This window comes from Massilia alkalitolerans DSM 17462 (genome assembly GCF_000427785.1).
GTDB lineage: Bacteria > Pseudomonadota > Gammaproteobacteria > Burkholderiales > Burkholderiaceae_D > Telluria > Telluria alkalitolerans.
The window spans coordinates 116269-141457 of sequence record NZ_ATYR01000002.1; the positions used below are offsets into that span (position 1 = coordinate 116269).

Annotated in this window: 16 protein-coding genes; 8 read left to right on the plus strand and 8 right to left on the minus strand. The window is 68.6% G+C overall.

What is annotated here, in order from left to right:
* Positions 1–63: 63 nt before the first annotated feature.
* From YWC_RS0102530 to YWC_RS0102555, 6 genes are all read right to left on the minus strand, one after another.
* Positions 64–1236: a Gfo/Idh/MocA family protein gene (locus YWC_RS0102530; RefSeq protein WP_027863968.1), complete on the minus strand. Its 1173-nt coding sequence runs from the start codon at positions 1234–1236 to the stop codon at positions 64–66.
* Positions 1233–1436: a hypothetical protein gene (locus tag YWC_RS0102535; RefSeq protein WP_156923447.1), complete on the minus strand. Its 204-nt coding sequence runs from the start codon at positions 1434–1436 to the stop codon at positions 1233–1235. The genes YWC_RS0102530 and YWC_RS0102535 overlap by 4 nt, the downstream gene beginning before the upstream one ends.
* A 144-nt stretch (positions 1437–1580) precedes the next feature.
* A complete protein-coding gene (locus YWC_RS27965) occupies positions 1581–5048 on the minus strand; it encodes a hybrid sensor histidine kinase/response regulator family protein (protein WP_036212750.1) in 3468 nt (1155 codons plus the stop codon).
* 46 nt (positions 5049–5094) lie between these two features.
* The gene (locus tag YWC_RS0102545) at positions 5095–6048 is read right to left on the minus strand and encodes a diguanylate cyclase domain-containing protein (RefSeq protein WP_027863970.1); all 954 of its coding nucleotides are present in this window, start codon (positions 6046–6048) and stop codon (positions 5095–5097) included.
* Positions 6045–9599, minus strand: coding sequence for a hybrid sensor histidine kinase/response regulator family protein (locus tag YWC_RS0102550; protein WP_229412992.1), 3555 nt, complete (start codon positions 9597–9599; stop codon positions 6045–6047). Before YWC_RS0102550 ends, YWC_RS0102545 begins: the two co-directional genes overlap by 4 nt.
* 58 nt (positions 9600–9657) lie before the next feature.
* Positions 9658–11922: a TonB-dependent receptor gene (locus tag YWC_RS0102555; RefSeq protein ID WP_027863972.1), complete on the minus strand. Its 2265-nt coding sequence runs from the start codon at positions 11920–11922 to the stop codon at positions 9658–9660.
* A 314-nt stretch (positions 11923–12236) separates the two neighbouring features.
* Here YWC_RS0102555 and YWC_RS0102560 point away from each other — a divergent pair, with 314 nt between their 5' ends.
* On the plus strand, positions 12237–14045 hold the full coding sequence (locus YWC_RS0102560; RefSeq protein ID WP_027863973.1) for a family 43 glycosylhydrolase: 1809 nt from the start codon (positions 12237–12239) through the stop codon (positions 14043–14045).
* Here YWC_RS0102560 and YWC_RS27970 read toward each other — a convergent pair.
* Positions 13968–14969, minus strand: coding sequence for a DMT family transporter (locus YWC_RS27970; RefSeq protein WP_036212753.1), 1002 nt, complete (start codon positions 14967–14969; stop codon positions 13968–13970). The genes YWC_RS0102560 and YWC_RS27970 overlap by 78 nt on opposite strands.
* A 133-nt stretch (positions 14970–15102) precedes the next feature.
* Between YWC_RS27970 and YWC_RS0102570 the strand changes: the two genes are divergently transcribed.
* From YWC_RS0102570 to YWC_RS27975, 7 genes are all read left to right on the plus strand, one after another.
* The gene (locus tag YWC_RS0102570) at positions 15103–16398 is read left to right on the plus strand and encodes an extracellular solute-binding protein (protein WP_229412993.1); all 1296 of its coding nucleotides are present in this window, start codon (positions 15103–15105) and stop codon (positions 16396–16398) included.
* 8 nt (positions 16399–16406) lie between these two features.
* Positions 16407–17291 carry a carbohydrate ABC transporter permease gene (locus YWC_RS0102575; protein ID WP_027863975.1) on the plus strand — a complete coding sequence of 295 codons (885 nt, stop codon included), beginning with the start codon at positions 16407–16409 and terminating at the stop codon, positions 17289–17291.
* The gene (locus YWC_RS0102580) at positions 17288–18121 is read left to right on the plus strand and encodes a carbohydrate ABC transporter permease (protein ID WP_036212756.1); all 834 of its coding nucleotides are present in this window, start codon (positions 17288–17290) and stop codon (positions 18119–18121) included. The genes YWC_RS0102575 and YWC_RS0102580 overlap by 4 nt, the downstream gene beginning before the upstream one ends.
* A 24-nt stretch (positions 18122–18145) precedes the next feature.
* Positions 18146–19252, plus strand: a complete 1107-nt coding sequence (locus YWC_RS0102585; protein ID WP_027863977.1) for an ABC transporter ATP-binding protein — start codon at positions 18146–18148, stop codon at positions 19250–19252.
* A 29-nt stretch (positions 19253–19281) separates the two neighbouring features.
* Complete coding sequence (locus tag YWC_RS0102590; RefSeq protein ID WP_027863978.1) at positions 19282–20298, plus strand: LacI family DNA-binding transcriptional regulator; 1017 nt, start codon at positions 19282–19284, stop codon at positions 20296–20298.
* A 142-nt stretch (positions 20299–20440) separates the two neighbouring features.
* The gene (locus YWC_RS0102595; protein WP_169728077.1) at positions 20441–23242 is read left to right on the plus strand and encodes a TonB-dependent receptor; all 2802 of its coding nucleotides are present in this window, start codon (positions 20441–20443) and stop codon (positions 23240–23242) included.
* A gap of 9 nt (positions 23243–23251) precedes the next feature.
* Entirely contained in the window at positions 23252–24226 is a 975-nt protein-coding gene (locus tag YWC_RS27975; RefSeq protein WP_036212759.1) for a glycoside hydrolase family 43 protein, read from the plus strand.
* 9 nt (positions 24227–24235) lie between these two features.
* Here the strand turns inward: YWC_RS27975 and YWC_RS0102605 are convergent, their stop codons facing one another.
* The gene (locus YWC_RS0102605; protein WP_027863980.1) at positions 24236–25186 is read right to left on the minus strand and encodes a 2-hydroxyacid dehydrogenase; all 951 of its coding nucleotides are present in this window, start codon (positions 25184–25186) and stop codon (positions 24236–24238) included.
* Positions 25187–25189: the final 3 nt, after the last annotated feature.

Genomic DNA, 25189 nt, shown 5'->3' on the forward strand with positions numbered 1-25189 from the left:
CCGGGTCCGCTGCGCCTGTCGGCCGAGTGTCCGTTCTCGGGCCGGTATGGCCGATCGCAATTCTCAGGTCGCGAGCGGCCGTGTCGCATTCTTCTGCGCCTTCAAGACCAGTTCGGCGGCGAGCAAGGCCTGTTCCTGATTTTGTGCCGTCTCGGTACGGTTGACGATGTCCGCTACGAACTCTCGCCCGAACGGCAGGTCGAGCTTGCTGCAATCCATGTAGCGCGCTTCCTTCCGATCGACCATCAGCAAATGGTTGGTGCCCTGTCGCCCAAGCGGATCGATGTATTTTCGCAGTTCAATATAACCTTCGGTGCCGAGGATGAACAGGCGACCGTCACCCCAGCTCGCCAAGCCGTCGGGCGTAAACCAGTCCACCCGCACATAGCCAGTGCCGCCATTGCCGGTCAGTAACATGTCGCCGAAGTCTTCGAAATACGGGTATGTCGGATGGGCGAGGTTGGCGGTCTGGGAAGCGACCACTGTTGCCTTGGTCGAGCCGGTATAGAACAGGAACTGGTCGGCCTGGTGCGAGCCGATGTCGGTCAGGATGCCGCCGTAGCGCTTCCCATCAAAAAACCATGCTGGCCGCGAAGATGCCCTCAAGCGGTGCGGCGCCAGATTCACGGTTTGAATGACCTTGCCGATGGCGCCGGCCTGCACGAGTTCCCCTGCTTTGACGGCTGCAGGTACTTCCAGCCGTTCGGAATACATGATCGCGAACTTGCGCCTGGTCTCACGGAGTGTCCTGCGCACTGCCGCAAGTTGGGCAAGGCTGGTAACGGCGGGCTTGTCGCTCAAAAAATCCTTCTCGGCCTTCATCACGCGGATGCCCAAGGGGGCGCGCTGGTCGGGAACCGGTGCCCCAAGCACAAGCTGGACGGAACGGTCCTGCAGGACAGCATCCTCGCTGGCTGCTTCGGGTACGTCGCCGAAGCGCGCGCGGAACTCGGCGAGCTGCTTGTTCTTCAGACCATCCTGATTCGTCGACAGGACGGAGACAAGTTGCCCGCCGCCTCGCAGGATCGCCGCGGTCATGCTCATGATGTGAGCGTGATCCAGGCCGATGACGGCGAAACGGATGGTGTGGACGGGTGCCGGCGGGTGTGGATCGGCTTCGAGCACTTGGTGCCGGATGCTTTCCGATGCCGTTTGGGCGAAGCCGGTGCCGGTAATGGAAGCGGAGCCCGCTAAGCCGGCCACATGGAGAAAGCGCCTGCGATCGACCGGGTTCATATTCCCGTCCCCGGCGCGGCCTGGCCGAATCGTCCGGTTTCGGCCACCGTCCGCTTATCGACGTGGTCGGCGGCTGGTATCGTGCCGACAACATAGCCGGGAAACCGCCGCTTCCACGTGCCGCCAGCGGTGCTGGTTGAGGTGATCTCGTCCCAGTCGATCAACAGCTGACCGATCAAAGCAGGTATGACTGCAGTCAAGGTGAACTCCAAGTGATGCTTGAGCAAGCGGTAGTGGATGGTGACAGGAGATAGCTGTCACGGCAACTCCCGATCTGCCGGCATGGAGCCTGGCTGAATCACGACGGCATTCTCACCACGGTCGGGTTCCCGAGGTGTATCGAATCATTCCGTCGCCGACGTCCGGGCTTCCACGTGGGGCGTCACGTATTGGGACAGGGCCGCCAGTGGCGCCAGTGCTGCGGCATACTCGATGTCGGACACCGCGCGCCGCAGCGCGGCCAGCGCCTCGCCAAGCTGCGCTGCTTGCCCACTCGCCGCCAGCAGCGGTTCGAGCTCGGCCAGCGCATCCTCGGCGCGCGCATCGTCGCTGCGCAGGTAGCCTTCCAGGCGGCCCAGCACGGCGCCAAGGGCGGCCGGATCGACGGGACCGGGCAGGGCGGCGGAGGCCACCCGGGCCAGGCCGGCCAGCACCGCTTCGGTCGCGGCCACCAGTGCCGGCACCTGCACCCCGAGGCGCTCGAGCTGGCCGCTGCGCAGGTCCTGTTCCAGGCGGCTGGCGCTATCCGCCAGGTCGAGCGCGCCCACATAGGCCGCACCCGACTTGAGGTTGTGCGCCAGCGACTGCAGGCGCGGGTAGTCGCCCAGTTCCAGCGATTCGCGCAGGATGGCGGGCGCCATGCCATATTCCCGCACGAAGCTGCCGGCCCGCTTCTGCAGGCGGCTGCGGCTGCCACCGACGCTTTCCAGCGCCAGGCGCCAGTCGACGCCGGGAAGGGCCGGCAAGGCCGGTTCCGTCAGCGGCATGTGGGGCGGCAAGGGCGCAACGGCGGCCGGAAGGGGCAGCAGCCGGCCCTGCAGCCGGCCCGGATCGATCCACTTCAACAGGGTGCAGAACAGCAGGTCCGGGTCGATCGGCTTGGTGACGTGGTCGTTCATGCCGGCCGCGCGGCTCAGCGCGCGGTCGCTCGGCAGCGCATGCGCGGTCATGGCCACGATCGGCAGCTCGTGCAGGCGGGCGTGGCTACGGATCTCGCGTGCGGCGCCCAGGCCGTCCATCTCGGGCATCTGGATATCCATCAGCACCAGGTCATAGTCGCCCGCCAGCGCCATGCGCACGGCGTCGACGCCATTGAAGGCGACATCCACCTGCATGCGCGCGGCGGCCATGAAGTCGAGCGCGACCTCGCGGTTGTTGGCATTGTCCTCGGCCAGCAGGATGCGTGCGCCGTCCAGGCGCGGCAGCTCGGTCATGACCTGCGTCCGGTTCTGGACCGGGCCCACGCCAGGGTGCGGATCCAGCACCTGCAACAGGCTGTGGTACAGCAGCGCCGGCCCGACCGGCTTGTGGAGGAAGGCGTCGACCGGCAGGGCACCCTGTTCCTCCATCACGGCCCCGCGGGTCGTGGCCGAGATCATCAGGATCGCCGGCAGTTGCGCGGACGGCGCGTCGTGGCGCATGCGGCGGATGGTCTCGATCCCGTCCAGGCCCGGCATCCGGTAGTCCATCAGCACGACACGGTAGGCCTGCTCGTACTGTGCCGCGCGCGCCAGCAGGGCCAGTGCTTCCTCGCCCGAGGCCGCGGTGTCGGCGCGCACGCCGAGGGCGCCGAGCATCTCGGCCAGGGCGCAGCGTGCGCCGGCGCTGTCGTCCACCACCAGGGCGCGCATGTCCGGCAGCAGGCCCGGGCGCGGCGCATTCGTTCCTGCCGGGTCCGCGGGCAGGCCCAGGGGCAGCGTGAAGCGGAAGCAGCTGCCGACCTGCGGCGTGCTGCTGACCGTGATCTCGCCGCCCATCAGCTCGACCAGCCGGCGCGAGATCGACAGGCCCAGGCCGGTGCCGCCATACTTGCGGGTGGTCGAGCTGTCGGCCTGGCTGAAGGACTGGAACAGGCGCGTGGCCTGTTCCGGCGTCATGCCGATGCCGGTATCGGTCACGGAAAATGCCAGGCTCACGCCCTGCGCGTCGCTTTTCAAGACCTCGACCGCCACCACGATCTCGCCGCGTTCGGTGAACTTCACCGCGTTGCCGGCCAGGTTGATCAAGACCTGGCCCAGGCGCAGCGGGTCGCCCACCAGCTGCTGCGGCACCCCGGGGCCGATCCGGAACACCAGCTCGATGCCCTTGGACTCCAGTTTCACATCGGTCAGGCTGGCCAGCTGGTCGAGCATGTCGTCGAGCGCGAAGGGCACCTTTTCGATCGCCAGCTTGCCGGCCTCGATGCGCGAGAAGTCGAGGATGTCGTTGATGATGGCCATCAGGTGCTCGCTCGCGCCCAGGATCTTGTCCAGGTAGTTGCGCACGGCCGGGGAAGGATCGCGTATCAGGGCCAGGCGGCTCATGCCGATGATGGCGTTCATCGGCGTGCGGATCTCGTGGCTCATGTTGGCCAGGAATTCCGATTTCATGCGGGTGCTTTCCTCGGCGCGCAGCATCGCGGTCTGCATGGCCTTGGTGCGCAGGCCGAGGATGCGCATGAACACCAGCATGTCGAAGGTGCTGCCGAACACCAGGGCGTGCATGGTCCAGAAGTTGGCCGGCAGCTTGCCGTTGATGAGCTGTGCGGTGACGAAGGCGGCCACGAAGGCGACGCCCCAGCCGACCAGGAAGTAGCTGCCGACCGGGTCCCCGGCGCGCGCGCGGCGCAGGGCGCCGGGCAGGCCGCACAGCATCGGCAGGATGCCGAGGGTGCCGACGATCAGCACCAGGCGCTCATGGTCGATCAGGCCCAGCGCGAAGCCGGCGGCCGTGACCAGGCACAGGCCGGCGAGGAGCTTCATTAGCCGGCTGAAGATGCGGTCCTGTCCGGGACGGGCCAATGACTGCTCGACGAACAGGTAGGCGCCGCAGGACGCGAGGATGGACGCGATGCCGGCGCCGTGCTCCAGCATCCAGGCATTCCCGGGCCAGAGGTACTGGCCGGCGGTGCCGAACCAGCAGGCCGAATAGACGGTCACGCCGCCCGCCTGCAAGGCGTATTTGCCGAACAGGGGTTCGCGCAGCGACAGCCACTGGGCGATGGCATACAGGAACAGGGTGATGCGCAGGCCATGCAGCAAGCCCTGCAGGATCTGCTCGCCGAGCGCGTCGGACAGGAGGGCATGCGGCCGCATGAAGCTGATCGGCAGGATCGTCGGGCCTTGCGAGGCGACCCGCAGCAGCACGGTGTAATCGTTTCCGGGGGCCAGGCGCAGCACCGCGCTCGGGACCCGGCCATTCAGGCTTTCGCCGGCGGCCTGCTGCATCCGGCCCATGCTCGCCACCCGGCGCAATCCTTGCGGCCCCGCCAGGTGGACGTCGACCTCGTCCAGCAGGGCGAAGTCGACCTGCATGACCCAGCCATCGACGGCATCCGGTGCGACCGATACCGGGATGCGCACCCAGGTGCTGCCTGTCTGCATGCCGAGGGTGCCGTAGGCGGTGCGCGGCGCTTCGAACTCCTTGCTGCGCGCCAGCGCGCCGGCAGCGCTCAGCTTGCCGCCGGGGTCGCGCAGGATGGTGAGCGCGGGCCAGGCCTCGACGCGATCGAGGTCGCGCGTGAGCAGCACCGTGGCCGCGTTCGCCGGGAGCGCCGCCAATGCGGAAAAGAATATCGCCAGCAGGAAGATGATTGTGCCGTATGCGGCTTGCATAAAAATAAACGTACGAAGGGTCAAGCGGAGATTGTCGGCAGTTTGCCTACAGCGGGTGGCGATGGGCCGCGTGGTGCGCGCCGCCGTGTCCGGCCTCGCGCCAGGCAACACGGTTGCGGCCGGCCTGCTTGGCGCGGTACAGCTCGGCGTCGGCGGCGTCGAACAGTCCCGATGCGGTCTCGGTGCCGCCGGGCTCGAGGGTGGCACCGCCGGCGCTGGCGGTCAGCACCGGCGCCACGCCGGATGTTTCGTGTGCGATCGACAGGTCGGCCACGGCAAGCAGCATCCGGGACACAAGCTGGCATGCCTCGGCCGCGCCGGTTTCGGGCAGCAGCAGGACCAGCTCCTCGCCGCCGTAACGTGCCGCCAGGTCGGCCGGCCGGCGCATCGCGGCGGCAGCCAGGCGCGCCACGGCGCGCAGCGCACGGTCGCCGGCCGGGTGGCCGTAGCGGTCGTTGTACTGCTTGAAGGCGTCGACGTCGAGCAGGGCCAGGGAAAGCGGGCGTCCCGACCTGCGCGCACGCTGCCATTCGAGCGCAAAGACCTCGTCGAAACGGCGTCGGTTGGCCAGTTCGGTCAGGCCGTCGATGTTCGCGAGCCGCTCAAGCATCCTGCGCTGGCGCACCACCTGCAGGTGCAGGGCCACGCGCGCCATGACCACGGTCTGGTTGAAAGGCTTGGTGATGTAGTCCGAGGCGCCCATCTTCAGGCCGTTGGCTTCGTCTTCCGGCCGGTCCAGGCCGGAGATGAAGATCACGGCGATGTGCTCGGTCAGCGGGTCGGCGCGCAGCCGGCGCAGCACCTCGTAGCCGTCCATGTCAGGCATCAGGACGTCGAGCAGGATCAGGTCGGGCAGGTGGCGCATCGCCCGCTCCAGGGTCTGGGCGCCGTTTTTCGCGAGCAGCACGGTGTACTCGGGCTTGAGGAGCTCGCCGAGCACGTCGCGGTTGACCGCGTCGTCGTCGGCGACCAGCACCTTCTGCATCTCCACGCCGTTCATACCACGTCCTCCATGTTCAGTTCGAGGCCGGCAAGCAGTTGCGCCAGGGGCGCCAGGGCCGCCTCGTACTCCAGCTCCTCCACCGCCCGCCACAGCTTGGCCAGGAGGTCGCCGTGGGCGCCGCCGGCGAGGAGCAGCTCGAGTTCGCCCAGCGCGTCCTCGGCGCGGGCGTCGTCGGCTTCCAGCAGCAGGCGCAGGCGCAGCACCAGGGCGGCCAGCGCCGGCGTGGCCGGCGGCCTGGCCGGATCAGCCGGATCGGCTGCCCTCGGCTGCGCCGCCTCGGCCAGCCGGGCCAGGGCCGCCAGCACGGTCTCCGCCGCGCTCACCAGGCCCGGGACCTGGACCGCGAGGCGCCCGGCCTGGCCGCTGCGCAGGTCCTGCTCGAGACGATGCGCGGCCGATGCCAGCTCGAAGGCGCCGACATAGGCGGCGCTCGACTTCAGGTTGTGGGCGAGCGACTGCAGGCCGTGGTGATCGCTGGCGCCCAGCGCTTCGCGCAGCATGCGCGGGGCATCGGCGTATTCGCGCACGAAGCTGCTGGCGCGCTTTTCCAGCCGGCTGCGCTGGCCATCGACCTTGTCGAGCGCCTGGCGCCAGTCCAGGCCGGGCACGGCGGGCAGCGCCGCCAGCGCCGCCGCGTCCTCGGCGGTTTCCCGTCCGGCCTGTACGGCTGCCTGGGCGGGCAGCGGCCGGCCGGCCAGGCGCGCCGGATCGATCCATTTGAGCAGGGTACAGAACAGCAGGTCGGGATCGATCGGCTTGGTGACGTGCTCGTTCATGCCGGCTTCCAGGCTCTTTACGCGGTCGCCGGGCAGGGCGTGTGCGGTCATCGCCACGATCGGCAGGTCGCGCCTGCGCGGGTCCTTGCGGATTGCGCGGGTCGCGTCCAGGCCGTCGAGCCCCGGCATCTGGATGTCCATCAGCACCAGGTCGTAGTCGCCCGCCAGGGCCATGCGCACCGCATCCACGCCATTGAAGGCAACGTCCACCTGCATGCGCGCCGCGGCCATGAAGTCCAGGGCCAACTCGCGGTTATTGGCATTGTCCTCGGCCAGCAGGATGCGGGCGCCGTCCAGGCGCGGGAGCTCGGCCAGCGAAGGGATGCCTGGTGCGGCCACGGCGCCCGCATCCGGCAGGCCGCGCTGCGGGTGCAGCACCTGCAGCAGGCTGTGGTGCAGCAGGGCGGGGCCGACCGGCTTGTGCAGGAAGGCGTCGGCCGGCAGCTCGCCTTCCTGTTCCAGCACGGTGTCGCGGGTGCACACCGAGACCATCAGAATGGCCGGGGGCGGGGTGTCGCCGGCGCCGCGCCCGCCCTGGCGGATGCGGCGGATCGTCTCGGCGCCGTCCAGGCCTGGCATCAGGTAGTCCATCAGGACCACACCATACGGCAGGCCGGCCTCCTCGGCCTGCGCCAGCGCGGCCAGGCATTCTTCCCCGGAGGCCACGGTGTCGGCGCGCACGCCCAGGCTGCCCAGCATTTCGGCCAGCGCGGCGCGCGCGGTGGCGCTGTCGTCCACCACCAGCGCACGCACACCCGGCAGGGTGGTAAGGCGCGCGGCCACGGCGCCCTGGCCGTCGGCAACGCCGAGCGGCACCGTGAAGGCGAAGCGGCTGCCGGCGCCCGGCGTGCTGGCGGCGGCGATGCGTCCGCCCATCAGCTCGACCAGCTGGCGCGAGATCGACAGGCCCAGGCCGCTGCCGCCGTACTTGCGGGTGGTCGAGCTGTCGGCCTGGGTAAAGGACTGGAACAGGCGCCCGATCTGCTCCGGGCTCATGCCGATGCCAGTGTCGGTCACCGAGAATTCGAGCGTCACGCTGCCGTCGTGCCGCTCCAGCAGCTCGACCGCCACGACGATCTCGCCGCGCTCGGTGAACTTGACGGCGTTGCCGGCCAGGTTGACCAGCACCTGTCCCAGGCGCAGCGGGTCGCCCACCAGCTGCTGGGGCACCCCGGCGCCGACCCGGAAAATCAGTTCCACGCCCTTGGCGTCGCTCTTGACGCTGATGACGCTCGACAGGTGCTCGAGCATCTCGTTCAGGTCGAAGGGCAGCTTCTCGATCGCCAGTTTGCCAGCTTCCATCCTGGCGTGGTCGAGGATGTCGTTGATCAGGCCCAGCAGGTGCTCGCCGGCGCCCAGGATCCTGGACAGGTAGTTGCGCAGCCTGGGCGGCGCCTCGCCCATCAGGGCCAGGCGGCTCATGCCGATGATGGCGTTCATCGGGGTGCGGATCTCATGGCTCATGTTGGCCAGGAACTCCGATTTCATGCGCGCTTCCGCCTCGGCGCGCAGCATCGCCTGTTGGGTCGCCTTGCTGCGCAGGCTGATCATGCGCATGAACATCAGCATGTCGATGGTGACACCCAGCTGCAGCGAGTGCAGGGTCCAGAAGTTGGCCGGCAGGATGCCCGCCGCCAGCTGGGCCTGCACCACGGCGCCGCCGGCGCTGAAGAACCAGCTGAGCAGGAAGTAGACACCGATCTCGTCGCCGGCGCGCATGCGGCGCCAGGCGCCGGGCAGGCCGAGGAACATCGGCGCGGCGCCGACCGTCATGGTGAACACGATCAGGATGCGGTGGTCGAGCAGGCCCAGGCACCACAGCAGGCCGGCCAGGATGCACAACGCGGCGCCGCCCTTCATGATGCGGCTGAAGCGGCGGTCCATGCCGGGGCGCGCCAGGATCTGTTCGACGAACAGGTAGGCGCCGGCGGAAGCGATCTGCGAGGACAGCCCCATCACGTGCTTGCTGAACCACTCGTAGCCGCGCCACAGGAACTGCTCGCCGAGGCCGAACCAGACCAGGCCATACAAGGTCAGGCCGCCCACGTACATCGCGTATTTGCCATACAGCGGTTCGCGCAGGGTGAACCATTGACCGAGGCTGTAGGCGACCAGGCAGAGGGCGATGCCGAGCAGCAGGCCCTGCAGCATCTGCTCGCCCAGCGCGGCGCGCTGGTAGGCGTCGGGCTGCATGATGCTGATCGGGGCAATGCGCGGGCCCCTGGCGAACACCCGCACCAGCAGCGTGTAGTCGGCGCCCGGCTCGAGCCTGAGGGCGACGGCAGGCACCCGGCCCTTGAGCGCGCCGTCCTCGACCAGGCGGCGTCCGCTGCTGGCGAGCTTGCGCAGGCGGCCACCGTCTTCCAGGTAGAACTCGACCTGGTCGAGGATGCCGAAGTCGATCTGCACCACCCAGTCTTGCGGCGCGCCAGCTGCCACCCGCAAGGGGATGCGCACCCAGTGCGGATCCTGGATCAGCTTGAGGACGCCGCGAGCGGTGTCCGGCCGGGCGTAACGGTCGGTGGCGGCCAGCGCCGCGGCGGCGTCCAACTTGCCGCCCTCGTCGACCAGCACCGTGGTGGCGGACCAGGTATCGATGCTGCGCGTGTGCGGCCCGAGCACGAGTGCATCGCTGCCCGCTGCGCGGGCGCCCTGGGCGAACAGCACCAGCGCCAGGGCCGCCAGCGCCGGCAAGACGAGCAGCATGAGCCTGCGCCAGGCCATGCCGGCGCGCAGCGGGGAGGACGTCGGGTGCACAGCGTTGCGCTTCATTCAGGCTCCAGCGAGTGGTTCACGAAAAAGAAAAGCCGGACGCGGGTCCGGCCTTTCCTCAGAAACGCAGGTCGAGGCGCAGATCGGCGGTGCGCGGCGCGGTCGGCGTGGTCATGCCAAAGCTGTCGATGACCGACGGCCGCACCTTGTTCTCGATATTGCGCACGCGCGCCAGGACGCTCCAGTTGCTGCCCGCCGGCGCCCACGCCAGGGTGGCGTCGGTGCTGGTATGCGAAGGTACGCGGTAGGTCAGCAGCTGGCTCGGGACCGCCAGCACGTACTCGCCGCTGGCGCGTGCGAACAGGCCGCCGGTGAGCTGGCCGCCGGCCAGGGGGAAGCGCTGCTGGTAGCCGAGCGTGAACACATGGCTCGGCGCCCGGTCCAGCTTGCGTCCGGCCCAGGAGACGGCCGGCGTCGCCATGTAGGTGACGTAGCGGGCGTCGAGCAGGGTCAGGCCGTAGTGGAGGCGGCCGCCGCTGCCGACGCGCAGCTCGCCATCGAGCTCGATGCCGCGGCTGCGCGCGGCGCCGGCGTTGCGTGTCAGCAGGCGCGGGGCGCCGGCGACGACCGCATTGCCGGTCAGCTGCAGGTTGGTGTAGTCGTAGTGGAAGGCGCTAACATTGACCGTCAGGCGGCCACCGAGCAGGCGCGACTTCAGGCCCGCTTCCCACGCGCGCAGTTCTTCCGGCTGGTAGTACAGGAACTCGGGCGTGACCGCGGCGGCTGCCGGGCAGGGAACGCCGAGGGTGGAGGTGCCGGCCACGCAGCCGTCGTTGAAGGCCCCGGCCTTGTAGCCGGTCGCCAGGCTCAGGTAGGCCAGGGTAGCAGGGGCGAGGTCGAATTCGGCGCCCAGGCGCCACGTGGTGCGCGCGGTCGACAGGTCGGCGGCGTTCGGCAGGCGGCGGTCGGTGGCCGGATTGAAGCCTGGGCCCTGCTGGAAGTCGGTCGAACCGACGCGCCACTTGTGGTCGAGCGTGCGGCGCGCGCCGGCAGTAAGGCGCAGGCTCTCGCCGGCACGCCAGGTGAGCTGTCCGAACACGGCGCGGCTGGCGGCCTCGGTCACCAGCGGGAAGGCGTAATACGGCGGCAGGCCGACCGGGCGCAGGCCCTGGAAGGCGTAGCGGGTGTCGGATTCCTCGCTGAAGTAATACAGGCCGGCCTGGGCGCTGAGCGGACCGCCGCCCTTGGTGGCCAGGCGCAGCTCGTGCGAATCCTGGGTGTTGGCCCCATCGTAGCTGTTGATCACGCCGAGCGCGATGGCAGGGGAGATCCGGTAATAGTAATTGTTCACCATCTGCTGGTCGAGTTCGCGGCGCGAACCGAGATAGTAGAGGGTGGCCGGGCCCAGGTTCCAGCTCAGGTCGGCCAGCAGGCCGCGCGCGCGGCGGTCCTGCATGCCCTGCACCGGGGCGATGTTTACCGGGCGAAAGCCCATGCTCAGGCGTTCGTCGGTGGAGGTGTCGCGCCAGCTTGGGGCGCCGGCCGCGACGCCGGTGTAGAAATTGGTGTCCGGGACGAAGCGGTCGTTGTTGTTGGTGGCTTCGCTGTGGTCGTAACGCAGCAGCAGCGCGGCGTCGCGGCCGAGCGCCAGCCTGGCGCTCAGGCGCGCATCGCGGTCGTCGCGGTCCATGCCGGGCTTGAAGCGCGTGCCCTGGCCGTTGCGCAGGAACGGGTCCTGCTTGCGGGTGCTGAGGGCGGCGCGCAGGGCCAGGGCATCGTTTACCGAAACGTTGACCACGCCTTCGAGCTTGCGGTTGCCGTAGCTGCCCGCCTCAAAAGCGACCCGGCCTTCCAGCAGCGCGGTCGGGGCGTTCGAAATCACGTTCACCAGGCCGGCCGTGGTGTTGCGGCCATACAGGGTCCCCTGCGGTCCGCGCAGCACTTCGATGCGGTCGATGTCGAGGAAGTTGGCGGCCTGGCCGGCAGGGCGCGCGATGTACACGCCGTCCTGCATGAAGGCGGCCGACGGGTCGCCCTTGTCGGTGGTGTCGTTGTTGCTGATGCCGCGGATGGTCACGCGCAGGCCCGAGAAAGCCTGGTCGAGGTGCACATTGGGCAGACGCGCGCCCAGCGATGCCGGATTGTCGGCGCCGAGCTCGCGCAGCTGCTCACCCTGGAGCACGCTCATGGCGACCGGGGTGCGCGAGGCGGTGGAGACGGTGCGCTGGGCCGTGACCACGACTTCCGGCACGGCATTGTTCTGTTCCTGGACGGCTGGCGCTTCCTGCGCCTGGACGGCGTGGGCACAAGCCAGGCCCCAGGCGATACCCGATACTGCAACGGCCAGCAGCTTCTGTGCCGGACGGACCTGCTTTACTCTCATGAAGGACTTCCCCCGGTTTTTTCTTGTTGGCGGATCATGCCGCCTTGCATCCCAATTGTTCTATTATGGCAATTTAGTTGCACTCAGGGATGCAGCTCGGAAGTCTATCAGGTAGTGATGACGGGCAATAGTCCTACAAAACGACATTGAACGAAAATAGCAGGCTGCTACAACATTTGGGGTTCGTGTGTGGCAATGTCGGCAACTTCGGGCCAGGTCCCGGCTTCACGCGTGCGCCACAGGACGCTTGTTTTGGCTTAATTTTCGGTCAACAACAAAGGCGCCGTTCGCGCGGCGTATGACCAGGAGACTGCATGACACGCTTCCTTCGAGGATGGGCAGGGGCGCTTCTGCTGGCCGCAACCGGCGCAGCCCCCCAGCCGGCCACGCAACCGGGCACCTATACCAATCCCTTGCCGCTGCGCCTGGCCGACGGCAGCCTGGCCGAAAGCTGCGCCGACCCGTCCCTGCTGCGCGACCGCACCTCCTCCCCGACGGTCTGGTACATGTACTGCACCATGGACCCGGTCAGCCGCAAGGAGCGCGAGGGCAGCGGCTGGAAGTTCCGGATGATGCCGGTCTACCGCTCGGTGGACCTGGTCAACTGGTATTTCGTGCGCGATTCCTTCGACCGGCGCCCGCCTGGCCTGGCCGGGCCGAAGTCCGGCCTGTGGGCGCCCGAGCCGGTCTACCAGAACGGCAGCTATTACCTGTACTTCACCGTCACCGACGTGGCCGACCGCCATAGTCCCGAAAAGGACTGCGAGTCGGACAGCGGGATCGCGGTCGCCACCAGCGCTTCGCCGGCCGGGCCCTGGAAGCCGGCCGAAGGCCTGGTGGTGCCCCCGCGCCGCGCAGGCGCAGGCTGCAACTTCCACTGGACCTTCGACCCCGACGTGGTCGAGGACGGCCAGGGCGACCGCTTCCTGTACTACGGCAGCTACGGCGGCGGTCTGTTCGTGCAGCGTCTCTCGAAGGACGGCCTGCGGGTCGAGGGCGACCCGGTGCGGATCGGCGCCGCCAACCGCTACGAGGGCGCCGAGGTGGTCAGGGCCGGCAAGTACTGGTATCTGTTCGCCTCGAGCACCGACTGCTGCCGCGGACCCTTGACCGGCTATGCGCTTTTCGTCGGCCGCGCCACCAGTCCCGAAGGGCCTTTCCTCGACCGCGAAGGAAACGACATGGCAGCCGCGCGCGTGGGCGGCACGCCGGTGCTGGCCCAGAACGGCAACCGCTGGGTGGGCGCCGGCCACAATACGGTGTTCCAGGACGCGGCCGGCCAGTGGTGGACCTTCTACCATGCGGTCGACCGCAACCAGGGCTATTTCAGCGTCGAGGACAAGCTGACCCGCCGTCCGCTGCTGCTCGACCGGATCGACTGGGTGGACGGCTGGCCGGTGATCAACCGCGGCGAGGGCCCGTCGGATACGCCGCAGCGCGCGCCAAGCATCGCGGCAGGACAGGCCGGGGCGGCGCCAGCGGCGCCGGCCGCAGCGCCCACGCAGGCGGCGACGCCGCTGTGGACCGAACGCTTCGATCAGGCGCGGCTCGACGCGCGCTGGAGCTGGATCCGCCCGCAAGCCGCCGGCAGCTGGTCCACCGGCCACCCGGGCCTGCGCATGGCCACCCGGCAGACCGACCTGCACGTGGACACCAATACCGCCGCGGTGCTGGCCACGGGGCTGCCCGAGGGCGACCTGCGCATCGTGGCGCGCATCCGGCTCGATGCGCCGCTCGACTGCTGCGCCAAGCCGGTGCAGGCCGGCCTGGTCGTGATGCGCGACGACGACAACTACGTCAAGCTGGTGGAGCTGGCTCACGACGGACTGCGCCAGGTGGAATTCGGCAAGGAACTGGCGCCGGTGGAGCGCGGCTATCCGCGCTACGGCAATACGGTGGCGGGCACGCCGGGCGAATGGACCTGGCTGCGCATCGAGGTCCGGCGCAGTGGCGCGGAAGAGCGCTACACCGCCTGGTCGATGGCGGAAGGCGGGAACTGGGTGGGCGGCAGCACCTGGACCCACCGCCTGGGCAGCAAGGCGCGGCTAGGCCTGGTGGCGATGGGCGGCGCCGGCCATGCCGTCACCTTCGGCGAAGTCCGGGTCGAGCGCCTCCCGCCCTGACGCGTTCCGCTTGCCGGCATGGGCGTGCACCGACCAGGTCACGCCTGCCACTAGCAGCATGATCGCCGCCAGCTCAAGCGGGCGCGGGCCCTGGGCGCGGTACAGGAAGCCGTAGAGCAGCGCGAACAGGGTCTCGAACAGGATCAGCTGGCCGGACAGGGTGACCGGCACGCGCCGGCTCGCCACGTTCCACAGCTGGTTGCCGATCACCGAGGCGCCCAGCGCCAGCAGGGCATTGCAGGTCCAGAACAGCGTCCAGTCGCGTGCGGGCGTGGCCGGAACCGGGTCGGCAAACAGCCAGCTTGCCGTGCCGATGAGGAGGGCGATCACGCCGGTGGACAGTCCGTACAGCGCCGACCACTGGGCGCTGGAGAAGTGCGGATTGCGCTTCAGGTAGCGCGCGTTGTCGAGGGCGTACCAGCTCCAGCACAGGAGGGCGCCGGCGGCGCAGGCCACGCCCAGCGCGATCTCGCCCGCGGACGCCGCCGGGCCGGCATGCAGGAAGCTGTCGACATTGATGCAGGCGATGCCCGCGGCCACCAGCAGCAGCGGCAGCGCGAGGCGCTGAAGCGGCACGGCGCCGTGGTCCTTGCGGCCCAGCAGCGTCACCACCACCGGCACCATGCCGATGATCAGCGAGGTCGGGGCAAGGCCGGCGTACTTCACGCCTGCCGCGAGCAGCATGTAGTACACGATGTTCCCGGCCAGTGCATGCCGCACCAGCGCCGCATAGTCGGCGGGGACGAGGGTGCCGACGAGGGATTTCAGGCGCGGCAGCAGCAGGGCGAAGGCCATCGCGCCATAGGCGAGGTAGCGGCCGACCGCCAGCTCCAGCGGCGAGAACGCGGCCAGCATCTCCGGCACGATGAACACCAGGCCCCACATCGCCCCGGCCAGCAGGCCGCACAACACTCCGATCCACATACCCGACCCACAAGCAAAGGAGCGATTCTACACCCTGGGGTCTGATGCCTACAGGACAGCCCTTACTAATAATTATTTGCTAGTATTAATGATAAAACAGTGGCACCCCACGAGAACGACCCAGGAGACAGGCTTGACCCCATTCACGGTGCGCCTCGCCGGCGCGGCGATCGCATGCGCTCTGTGCGCGCCCATGTCCGCCAAAGCGCAGATCGAGGTGCGCATGTGGACGCTGCTGAGCGGCGGCGACGGCGCGCGCATGTCGGCGCTGGTCGAGCGTTTCAATGCCAGCCAGCGCGAGGTGCGCGTGACCAGCACCACGCTCAAGTGGGGCGAACCCTTCTACACCAAGCTGATCACCTCGTCGGTGGTCGGGGCCGGGCCGGACATCGCCACCGTGCACCTGTCGCGCATGACCAACCTCGCCGGCGGCGGCGTGCTGCGCCCGATCGCCCCGCAGGAGCTCGAGGCAAGCGGCTTGCACCCGGGCGACTTCTATCCGCGCCAGTGGCAGAAATCCCAGCACCTGGGTCGCACCTATGCGATCCCGCTCGACCTGCATCCGCTGGTCCTGTACTACAACAAGACGCTGGTCGGAAAGGCCGGCCTGCTCGACGCGTCCGGCGCGCTCAAGCCGATCCAGGGCATCGACGCGCTGGGCGACGCTTTCCGCGCGGTGCGCCAGGCCACCGGCCGGCCCGGCATGACGATGGAAAGCAGCCAGAGTTCCTACGCGATCTGGCGCCTGTGGATCTCGATGCTGGCGCAGCGCAACGCGCCCCTGATCCAGAACGGGCGCTTCGCCTACGGCCCGGTGGGCGTGGATTCGCTGGCGCGCGTGGCCACTTGGTTCCAGCAGGGATACGCCCAGCCGGGCCTGGACTACGCGGCATCCACCAGCCAGTTCATGGGCGGCAACGCCGGCTTCATGATCAACGGCGTGTGGGAGGTGCCCGAGATGGTGCGCGCGACCAAGAGCGGCACCCTCGGCTTCGAATACGGCATCGTCCCGCTGCCGCGCATGTACGGCAACGACAGCGTCTGGGCCGATTCGCACGCCTTCGCCATTCCCGCCAACGAGGGGCGGCCGATGTCGCCCGACAAAGCGCGCGCCGTGATGCGCTTCATTGCGTTCGTGAGCAAGAACTCGTTCGGCTGGGCCGAGGGCGGGCACGTGCTGGCCTACCGTCCGGTGGCGGAGTCGCCTGCCGCCCGGGCCCTGATGCCGAACCGGCTGTACGCCGACGTGCCGCGCCACGTGATCTATGACCCGGACGCCTGGTACATGGGGGCGGCCGGGCCGCTCGAGGCGATGGCCTCGAAATACCTGCCGGCGGCGCTGTCGTCGCAGCTCACGCCTGCGCAGGCCCTGCGCATGTTCGAAACCGAGGCGGCGCGCATGATCAAGAAGCGCCCGCCGCGCTACTAGGAGCCAGCATGGCATCTGCCCGTTCGACCCAGGCCAGGCGCGGCGATGGATTGCCGGCGGCGATGCTGCTGGCGCCCTTCGCGATCGCCTTCCTGCTGTTCTTCTTCCTGCCGGCGCTCGATACCTTCTACATGAGCCTGACGGAGAGCAGCCTGACGCGCACCAATGCCTTCATCGGCATCGACAACTACGTCACGCTGGTGCAGGACCCCTCGTTCTGGGCCGCGGTAGGAAACACTTTCTACTTCGCGCTGCTGACGGTGATTCCGCTGACCGCCCTCGGCCTGCTCATGGCGCTGCTGGTCAACCGCTTCACCCGGGCGGGCGGCTGGCTGCAGGGCGCCTTCTTCCTGCCCTATGTGCTGCCGATCTCGGTCATGACCCTGATCGCCGACTGGATGCTGCAGCCGTCGTCTGGCGTGGTCAACTACGTGCTCGGCATGCAGCATGCCTGGCTGGCCGACCTGACCTGGGCCATGCCGATGGTCGCCATCGGCACCATCTGGTGGACGGTGGGCTTCAACATGCTGATGTTCCTGGCCGGCCTGCGCAACATACCGGCCGAGCTGTACGAGGCCGCCAGCCTGGACGGCGCGCGCGGCTTCACGCTGTTTCGCACCATCACCTGGCCGGCGCTGCGCCCGGTGGTCGGGATGGCGCTGGTGCTGCAGCTGATCGCCTCGATGAAGATCTTCGGCCAGACCTACATCATGACCACCGGCGGACCGTTCAACACTACCCGGGTCACCCTGCACTACATGTACGAGACCGCTTTCACCCAGAGCGACGCCGGGTACGCGGCCGCGATCGCGGTGGCTTTTGTGGCGATCGTGATCGCGCTGTCGCTGGCACAGGCCGGCTTCGTGCGCTGGCTGGCGCGGAGGGATGCATGAAGTCCCGTTCGAACCTCGGCTGGACCGTCATCGGCGCGCTTGCGGCGCTGCTGCTGGCGGCGATGTGGGTGGCGCCGCTATTGTGGGCCATGAGCACGGCGTTGCGGCCCGAGCACGAAACCGTGTCCGCGGTGTTCCACTGGCTGCCGCAGGACTGGACCCTGGAAGCCTTCGCCAAGGTGCTCGCCGCCGGCAACGTCGGGCGCTGGCTGTTCAACAGTGCCCTGGTGGCGCTCCTGGTGACGATCGTGACCATGGCGCTGTCCTTGACGTCGGCCTATGCTTTTTCCCAGCTGCGCTTCAGGGGCCGCGGCCTGGTGTTCGCGATTACCATGCTGGCCTTCCTGGTGCCTTTCGAGGCGCTGCTGGTGCCGCTGTTCCGGATGATGAACCAGCTCGGCCTGATCAACAGCTACGCCGGCATCGTGCTGCCCCAGGTGGTGGCGCCGGTAGTGATCTACGTGTTCAAGCAGTTCTTCGACGCGATTCCCGCCGACTTTCGCGAAGCGGCCGTGATGGACGGCGCCGGCCCGCTGCGCATCCTGTGGAGCGTCTACCTGCCGGTATCCGGCAACATTGTGTGGGCGATGGCGATCGTCACCTTCATCGGCGCCTGGAACAACTTCCTGTGGCCCTTCATCATCGTCACCTCGAACGACATGATGACGATCCCGCTGGGCCTGACCCAGACCTACGACGCCTTCGGGGTGCGCTACGCCCAGCTGATGGCGGCGGCGCTGATCGGAGCGCTGCCGGTGGCTCTGGCTTACGTGCTGTTCCAGCGCCGCGTCACCCACGGCTTCCTGGCGGCCACGGGATTAAAAGGATAGGTTCGGTAAATAAGCGGAGAATCCATGTCATCAGTGCGCCTGCAGGGCATCACCAAACAGTATGAGGACAACCTGGTCATCAAAGGCATCGACCTGGACATTGCCGACGGCGAGTTCGTGGTGCTGGTCGGTCCCTCGGGCTGCGGCAAGTCGACCCTGCTGCGCATCGTCGCCGGCCTGGAAGACGTCAGTTCCGGCACGGTGGAAATCGGCGGGCGGGTCTGCAACGACGTCGAGCCGTCCAGGCGCGGCATCGCCATGGTGTTCCAGAGCTATGCGCTGTACCCGCACATGACGGTGGCCGAGAACATGGGCTTCGCGCTCAAGCTGGCCGGGGCGCCGCGTGCCGAGATCGCGGAGCGGGTGGGGCGCGCGGCCGAGATCCTGCAGATCGGCCACCTGCTCGAGCGCCGGCCCAAGGCGCTGTCGGGCGGCCAGCGCCAGCGCGTCGCGATCGGGCGCGCCATCGTGCGCAAACCCGAGGTCTTCCTGTTCGACGAGCCGCTGTCCAACCTGGATGCGGCGCTGCGCGGCCAGACCCGGGTCGAACTGGCGCGCCTGCACCGGGAACTGGGCGCCACCATGATCTACGTGACCCACGACCAGGTCGAGGCCATGACCCTGGGCCAGAAGATCGTCGTCTTCAATGGCGGCCGTATCGAGCAGGCCGGCACCCCGCTGGAGCTGTACGAGCGTCCGGCCAACCGCTTCGTGGCCGGCTTCCTCGGTTCGCCGCGCATGAACTTTCTCCCCGGCATGCTGGCGGGCGAGGAGGGGCCGGCGGTGCATGTGCGCCTGGCCGGCGGCACGCTCGTCGACGTGGCCGCGGATGCCGCGCGCGCTTCGCCCGGCGCCGCCGTGACGCTGGGGGTGCGGCCCGAACACCTGCGCGTGGAAGGAACCGATGGGCGCGGCATTCCCGCCACGGTGGCCCTGGTCGAATACCTGGGCGACTCCACCATCGTCTACGCCCAGGTCGAGGGCCTGGCGGAGATGGTCTCGCTCAAGTGCCGCCCCGACAGCGCGTGCCCGGAGCGCGGCGAGCGCGTCACGCTCGCTTTCGAGCCGGTCCACGGCCACCTGTTCGATGCCGACGGCGCCGCGCTGCCGCGCGCGCCCCTGCCGGCATGAGCGATCCGGGCCGCACGCGGCGGCCCACCATGACCGACATCGCCAAGCTGGCCGGGGTCTCGCAGTCCACCGTGTCGCTGGTGATCAACCACATGAGCGGCGCCAAGGTGTCCAGCGCGACGCGCAACAAGGTGCTGCGCATCGCACGCGAGCTGGGTTACCCGGTGGAGCGCCTCGGCCATCCGGCGCCGGCCCAGGCCCGCAACCTGGTGGTCTACCTCACCGACGAACTGTCCACCAGCCCGCATGCGATGACCACCATCGACGGCGCCCGCGACGGCGCCTGGGAGCACGACTGCCTGCTCTCGGTGTACGCCACCCGCAACGATCCGGAGTACGAAGGGGCGATCCTGGCGCGCGTGCTGGCCGATCCTGCGCTGCTGGGCGTGGTCTACGCCACCATCTTCACGCGCGCGGTGACGGTGCCCGCGCTGCTGGCGCAGGTACCGACCGTGCTCCTGAACTGCCACCAGAAGGAACGGCGCGAGCGCCAGTTCTCCTCGGTGGTGCCGAGCGAGGTCCTGGGTGGTTATGCCGCCACCATGCACCTGATCGAGGCCGGCCACCGGCGCATCGGCTTCATCAACGGCGAAGGCTGGATCGAAGCCGCCGCGGAGCGCCTGAAGGGCTACCGCCAGGCCCTCTCGAGCCACGACATCCCGTTCGAGGCGCAACTGGTACGGGAAGGGGACTGGCAGGTGAGCAGCGGTCACGCGCACGCCCAGGCGCTGCTGGCCTTGCCCGACCCGCCGAGCGCGCTGTTCTGCGCCAACGATCTGATGGCCGTCGGCGCCATCGAGGCGGTACGCGAACTGGGCATGGACGTGCCGGCTCAGGTGTCGGTGGTCGGCTACGACGATCAGGATATCGCGCGCTATACCCAGCCTCCACTCACCACAGTGTTGTTACCAAACTACGAAATGGGCCGCTGGGCAGCAGAAAATTTGATTGCGCAAGTGCACGGAGGCATCTCCCGACATACCGCCATGAAGATGGATTGCCCTCTGGTGGCGCGTGATTCGGTGGCGTCCCGCGGCCTGTTCTGAAGCGGTCTCGAGTGCGCCATCGCGGTGCGAATTCGGATAGCTTTTGTCATATTGGTCATAAATTATGACTAATAACGACGCGAATATCGGCCGGCCCGTCCGCCCCAGGACGCAGGCACGGCCATCGACCCAGGAGACCTCGATGAGCACCTTGAAAGTCCGGCCAGTCTGCGCGGCCGTCATGCTGTTGTGCGCCCACGTCGGCTTCGCCGCCGCCCAGGAAACGACCCGGAGCACTGACCAGTCCCAGTCGGACCAGGCCAGCCAGCCGGCCGCCGGAAGCGCCACGGCGGCGCCCGCCCCGGCAGGCGGCGGCATCGCCACGGTGACGGTGGCCGGCATCCGCAGCAGCATCCGCTCCGCCGAGCAGATCAAGCGCGACAGCGAGCAGGTGGTGGACTCGATCAACGCCGACGACATCGGCAAGTTCCCCGACCGCGCCGCCGGCGACGCCCTGCAGCGTATCGCCGGCGTGCAGGTGGGCCGCGACCGCGGCGAGACCAGCAGCGTGATCATCCGCGGCCTGCCGGACGTGGCCACCACCTTCGAGGGGAACGAGATCTTCACCGGCACCGGCCGACGCCTGTCCTACCAGGACCTGCCGGTGCAGTCGATCGCCGGGCTGGATGTGTACAAGTCGGCCACCGCTAACCAGTTCGAGGGCGGCATCGCCGGCGCCGTCAACGTCCGGCTGCGTGCGCCCTTCGACTTCAAGGGCTATACCGTCAGCGGCTTCCTCGAGGGGCGGCGCCAGTATGTCGAGGGCAGCGAAGCACGCAAGGAAAAGACCAATCCGGGCGGCGGCATCCTGATGAGCAACCGCTGGCAGACCGGCGTCGGCGAGATCGGCGTGCTGGTCGACGTCGCCTACAACAAGGAAAACTGGGCGATGCCGGTGCAGTGGGTGGACCGGCCCGACCGCATCTTCTCCGTCAGCCAGGACGGGACCGCCACCCGCCTCAACGACGACCAGCCGATCGCGCCGCTGCGCCCGGGCGACCGGCTCGGCGAACTGCCCAACATCGGCGGCATCTACAACGCGGGCGACCGCGAGCGCGGCAGCGTCCATGCCGCGCTCCAGTGGAAAGTCAATCCGCAGACGGAGCTGTCCGCCCAGTACCTGGGCACCGGCTATGGCACCAGGAACGAAGTCGACTACATCCTCAACATCGCGACCTGGACGCCGCGCCTGACCAACGTGGTCCTCGCGCCGCAAGGCGACTACTGCAATACGCCGGCCGGCGTGATCTGCCCGATCCAGGCCGCCAGCGCGCCCGCCGCCCGCTTTGGCGGCCCCTACGACTGGGACCCGTACACCGCCACCAGCACCTGGGGCGTGAAGGAGCACACCGCCACCCACTACCTGAACTTCGCCGCCAAGTACCGGGAAGGCGCGCTGTCGCTGGACAGCAACCTGGCCTTCAGCCGCTCCGACTACGTCAACGACACCGTGATCGTGGACCAGCAGATCCCGGGCGCCAGCTCCTCGGTCTACACCTACGGGCGCGACGGCCACGGCGGCTACAACGCGATCACCACCCCTGGCTCTAGCGCCGCGCTGCGCGACCCCAACCAGTTCGTCCTGCGCGGCATGGTGCAGAACTGGGGCGAGTCGCGCGGCAAGCAGACCCAGTTCCGCAGCGACGCCGTGTACCGCCTCGGCGACGGTTTCATCACCGCACTGACCGGCGGCATCCGCTTGTCCAGCCGCGACGTGAGTTTCCATGGCGGAGAACGCGCCAACGACCTGCCGGGCGGCGTACGCCCGTCGCCGGTGGCGGCCCTCGGCCCGTCCTTCCAGAGCCTGGTGCCGGGCCTGGACCGCCTCGGCGGCCCCTGGTACACCCCTTCGCGCGACTTCCTGATCGACCAGGCCGACCAGGTGCGCGCCTTCTATGGCCAGCCGGCCGGCCGCGTGGCGGACGACCCGATGCGCCTGTTCGAGCAGCGCGAGCGTACCGCCACCTTGCATCTGGGCGCGCGCTGGAAGGCGCAACTGGGCACGGTCGACGTGACCGGCAACGTCGGCGGGCGCCTGGTCAAGGTCGACCGCAAGCTGGAAGGCAACCTGCGCGTGGGCGACACGATCACCCCGATCAACGAGGACAGCGACGAAACCAACTTCCTGCCGAACGTGTCGGCCGTGCTGAACTGGACCGATCGCCTGCAATCGCACCTCAGCATCGGCAAGACCATCACCCGGCCGGCATTCACCGACCTGAACCCTGCGCTGTCGCTGATTCCGCCGACCGTGAATGCGCCGGGCACGGGCTCGGCGGGCAATCCACAGCTCTCGCCGACCGAATCGATCAACAGCGATGCCACGCTCGAGTACTACTTCAAGGACAACGGCTTCGCCCAGATCGCCCTGTTCCACCGCGACATCGACGGCTACCTGCAGCGCATGGAGGGGAACGAAACCATCAACGGCGTCAACTACCGGGTGACGCGTCCGCAGAATTCGGGCAAGGGCAAGCTCAAGGGCGCCGAGTTCGGGATCCAGAAGTTCTTCGACTTCCTGCCGGGGGCCTGGAGCGGCCTGGGTGCGCAGTTCAACTACACCTGGACCGACGGCGAAAACCAGACCCGCAACGCGGCCGGGGAGTACCGCACCACGCCGCTGATCGACGTGGCGAAGAGCAGCTACAACTTTGCGCTGCTCTACGAATACGGCGGCTGGACCGGCCGCCTGGCGGCGACCCGCCGCGGCAAGTACGTCGAGCAGATCGCCGAGCCGCGCTTCGGCCAGGACCGCATCGTCAAGGCCTCGACCTACGTCGACCTGAGCGTCGGCTACGCCATCACGCCGAACCTGACGCTGAACTTCGACGCGATCAACCTGACTAAAGAGCGTTACGAGAGCTACCTGGGCGACCCGATCCGCCCGCGCGACATCCGCTACAACCCGACCACCTATGGCCTGAGCCTGCGCTATCAAATGTAAGGGGCCCCGATGCTGAAGACTTACTGCAACCCGGTCTATCCGGAGATCATGGCGGACCCCTTCGTCCTCAAGCACGAAGGCCGCTACTACGCCTACGGCACCGCCCCCGACGGCCCCGGGGGCGGGCGCTTCCCGGTGCTGGTGTCGAACGACCTGGTCGACTGGCACCGCGCGGGTTTCGCGATCTCGGCGCCCGCCGATCCGGGCAACGACCACTTCTGGGCGCCGGAAGTCGCTTCTAGCGAGGGCAAGTTCTGGATGTATTACTCGCGCGGCGACGTCGAGGGCAAGCACCAGAAGCTGCGCGTGGCGGTGGCCGACAATCCGGTCGGTCCTTTCGTCGACCAGGGTGTGCTGCTGGTGCCGAACCTGCAGTTCTCGATCGACGCCCACCCTTTTTGCGACAAGGACGGTCAGTGGTACCTCTACTACTGCGTCGACTTCCTCGACCTGGAGGACGACCACCGCATCGGCACCGGTATCGTGGTCGACCGCCTGGTGAGCATGGATCGCCTGGCCGGGGACCCGCGCACGGTGGTGCGCCCGCATGCCGACTGGCACCTGTTCAAGAAGGGGCGCGCGATGTACGACGCGGTCTACGACTGGCACACGGTGGAGGGCGCCTCGGTGCTGAATCACGGCGGCAAGTACTACTGCTTCTACAGCGGCGGGGCCTGGGAGCGGGAAAACTATGGGCTCAGCTACGTGGTGGCCGACCATCCGCTGGGGCCGTTCACCCGGCCCGAGGGCAGTGACGAGGCCCTCCTGATGCGCTCGCGCCCCGGGAACGTGATCGGCCCGGGCCACAATTCGTTCACCACCTCGCCGGATGGCAGCCAGGACTGGATCGTGTACCACGCCTGGGACACGGCCATGACGGGGCGCCGCATGTGCATCGACCGCCTGGTGTGGGATGGCGGCCGCCCCACGACGGCGGGCCCGACCTTCACGCGCCAGCCGGCGCCGGCGGGACTGGTGCTGTAGGCGGGAAGCTCAGGGCAGGACCGGGGTCAAGACCGGCCTGCCGGCGAAGTGCGCGCGCAGGTTGTCGAAGCACAGCGTGCGCATCGCCAGGCGCGCCTCGACCGTGAGGCTGCCGACGTGCGGGCTCAGCACCGTGTTGTCGAGGGCGCGCAGCGCCGCCGGTACCTCCGGCTCGTCCTCGAAGACGTCGAGCGCGGCCGCGCCCAGGCGCCCCGAGGACAGCGCCTGGACCAGCGCCGCTTCGTCGACCACGCTGCCGCGTGCGATATTGACCAGGATGCCTTCGGGTCCGAGCGCATCGAGCACCGCCGCGTCGACGGCATGCCGGGTGTCAAGCCCGCCCGGCGTGCACACCAACAGGTAATCGCTGGCGGCGGCCAGTTCCCGCAGCGACGCGCTGCGCAGCCGCGGCTCCGGCCCTTCGCCGCGCTGGAAATAGCGGATATCGATGCCGAAGCCGCGCAGGCGGCTGGCGACGGCCTGGCCGATACGGCCGTAGCCGTAGATGCCGGCAGTCTTGCCGCGCAGGCTGCGTGAGGGCAGCAAGGGGCGTTTCTCCGGCCAGTGGCCGGCGCGCACGTAGCGGTCGAGCTGGAGCAGGCGCCGCGACGCCGTGAGCAGCAGGGTCACTGCGAGGTCGGCCACGTCCTCGGTCAGCACGTCCGGCGTATTGGTGACGACGACGCCGCGCGCCGCCATCGCCGGCAGGTCGACGGCATCCAGCCCGACCCCGTGCACGGCCACGATCTCGAGACCGGGGAAGCGCGCCGCGGTGGCGGCATCGATGCCGACGGTGCCGCTGGTGAGCACCGCACGCACGCGGCTCGCTGCGCCGTCGAAGAAGCGCGCCTGTTCGGCGGGCGACATGCGTCCGATCACATGGCAAGTGAATTCAAGCGCCAGCGCAGACAAGGCTGCGTCGGGCCATACGTTTCCAAGCACCGCGATTTCCGGTTTCATCGC

Coding starts and splice junctions, on each gene's coding strand:
- YWC_RS0102530 (WP_027863968.1), bottom strand. CDS start 1,236: ATGAACCCGGTCGATCGCAGGCGCTTTCTCCATGTGGCCGGCTTAGCG.
- YWC_RS27965 (WP_036212750.1), bottom strand. CDS start 5,048: ATGCAAGCCGCATACGGCACAATCATCTTCCTGCTGGCGATATTCTTT.
- YWC_RS0102545 (WP_027863970.1), bottom strand. CDS start 6,048: ATGAACGGCGTGGAGATGCAGAAGGTGCTGGTCGCCGACGACGACGCG.
- YWC_RS0102550 (WP_229412992.1), bottom strand. CDS start 9,599: ATGAAGCGCAACGCTGTGCACCCGACGTCCTCCCCGCTGCGCGCCGGC.
- YWC_RS0102555 (WP_027863972.1), bottom strand. CDS start 11,922: ATGAGAGTAAAGCAGGTCCGTCCGGCACAGAAGCTGCTGGCCGTTGCA.
- YWC_RS0102560 (WP_027863973.1), top strand. CDS start 12,237: ATGACACGCTTCCTTCGAGGATGGGCAGGGGCGCTTCTGCTGGCCGCA.
- YWC_RS27970 (WP_036212753.1), bottom strand. CDS start 14,969: ATGTGGATCGGAGTGTTGTGCGGCCTGCTGGCCGGGGCGATGTGGGGC.
- YWC_RS0102575 (WP_027863975.1), top strand. CDS start 16,407: ATGGCATCTGCCCGTTCGACCCAGGCCAGGCGCGGCGATGGATTGCCG.
- YWC_RS0102580 (WP_036212756.1), top strand. CDS start 17,288: ATGAAGTCCCGTTCGAACCTCGGCTGGACCGTCATCGGCGCGCTTGCG.
- YWC_RS0102585 (WP_027863977.1), top strand. CDS start 18,146: ATGTCATCAGTGCGCCTGCAGGGCATCACCAAACAGTATGAGGACAAC.
- YWC_RS0102590 (WP_027863978.1), top strand. CDS start 19,282: ATGACCGACATCGCCAAGCTGGCCGGGGTCTCGCAGTCCACCGTGTCG.
- YWC_RS0102595 (WP_169728077.1), top strand. CDS start 20,441: ATGAGCACCTTGAAAGTCCGGCCAGTCTGCGCGGCCGTCATGCTGTTG.
- YWC_RS27975 (WP_036212759.1), top strand. CDS start 23,252: ATGCTGAAGACTTACTGCAACCCGGTCTATCCGGAGATCATGGCGGAC.
- YWC_RS0102605 (WP_027863980.1), bottom strand. CDS start 25,186: ATGAAACCGGAAATCGCGGTGCTTGGAAACGTATGGCCCGACGCAGCC.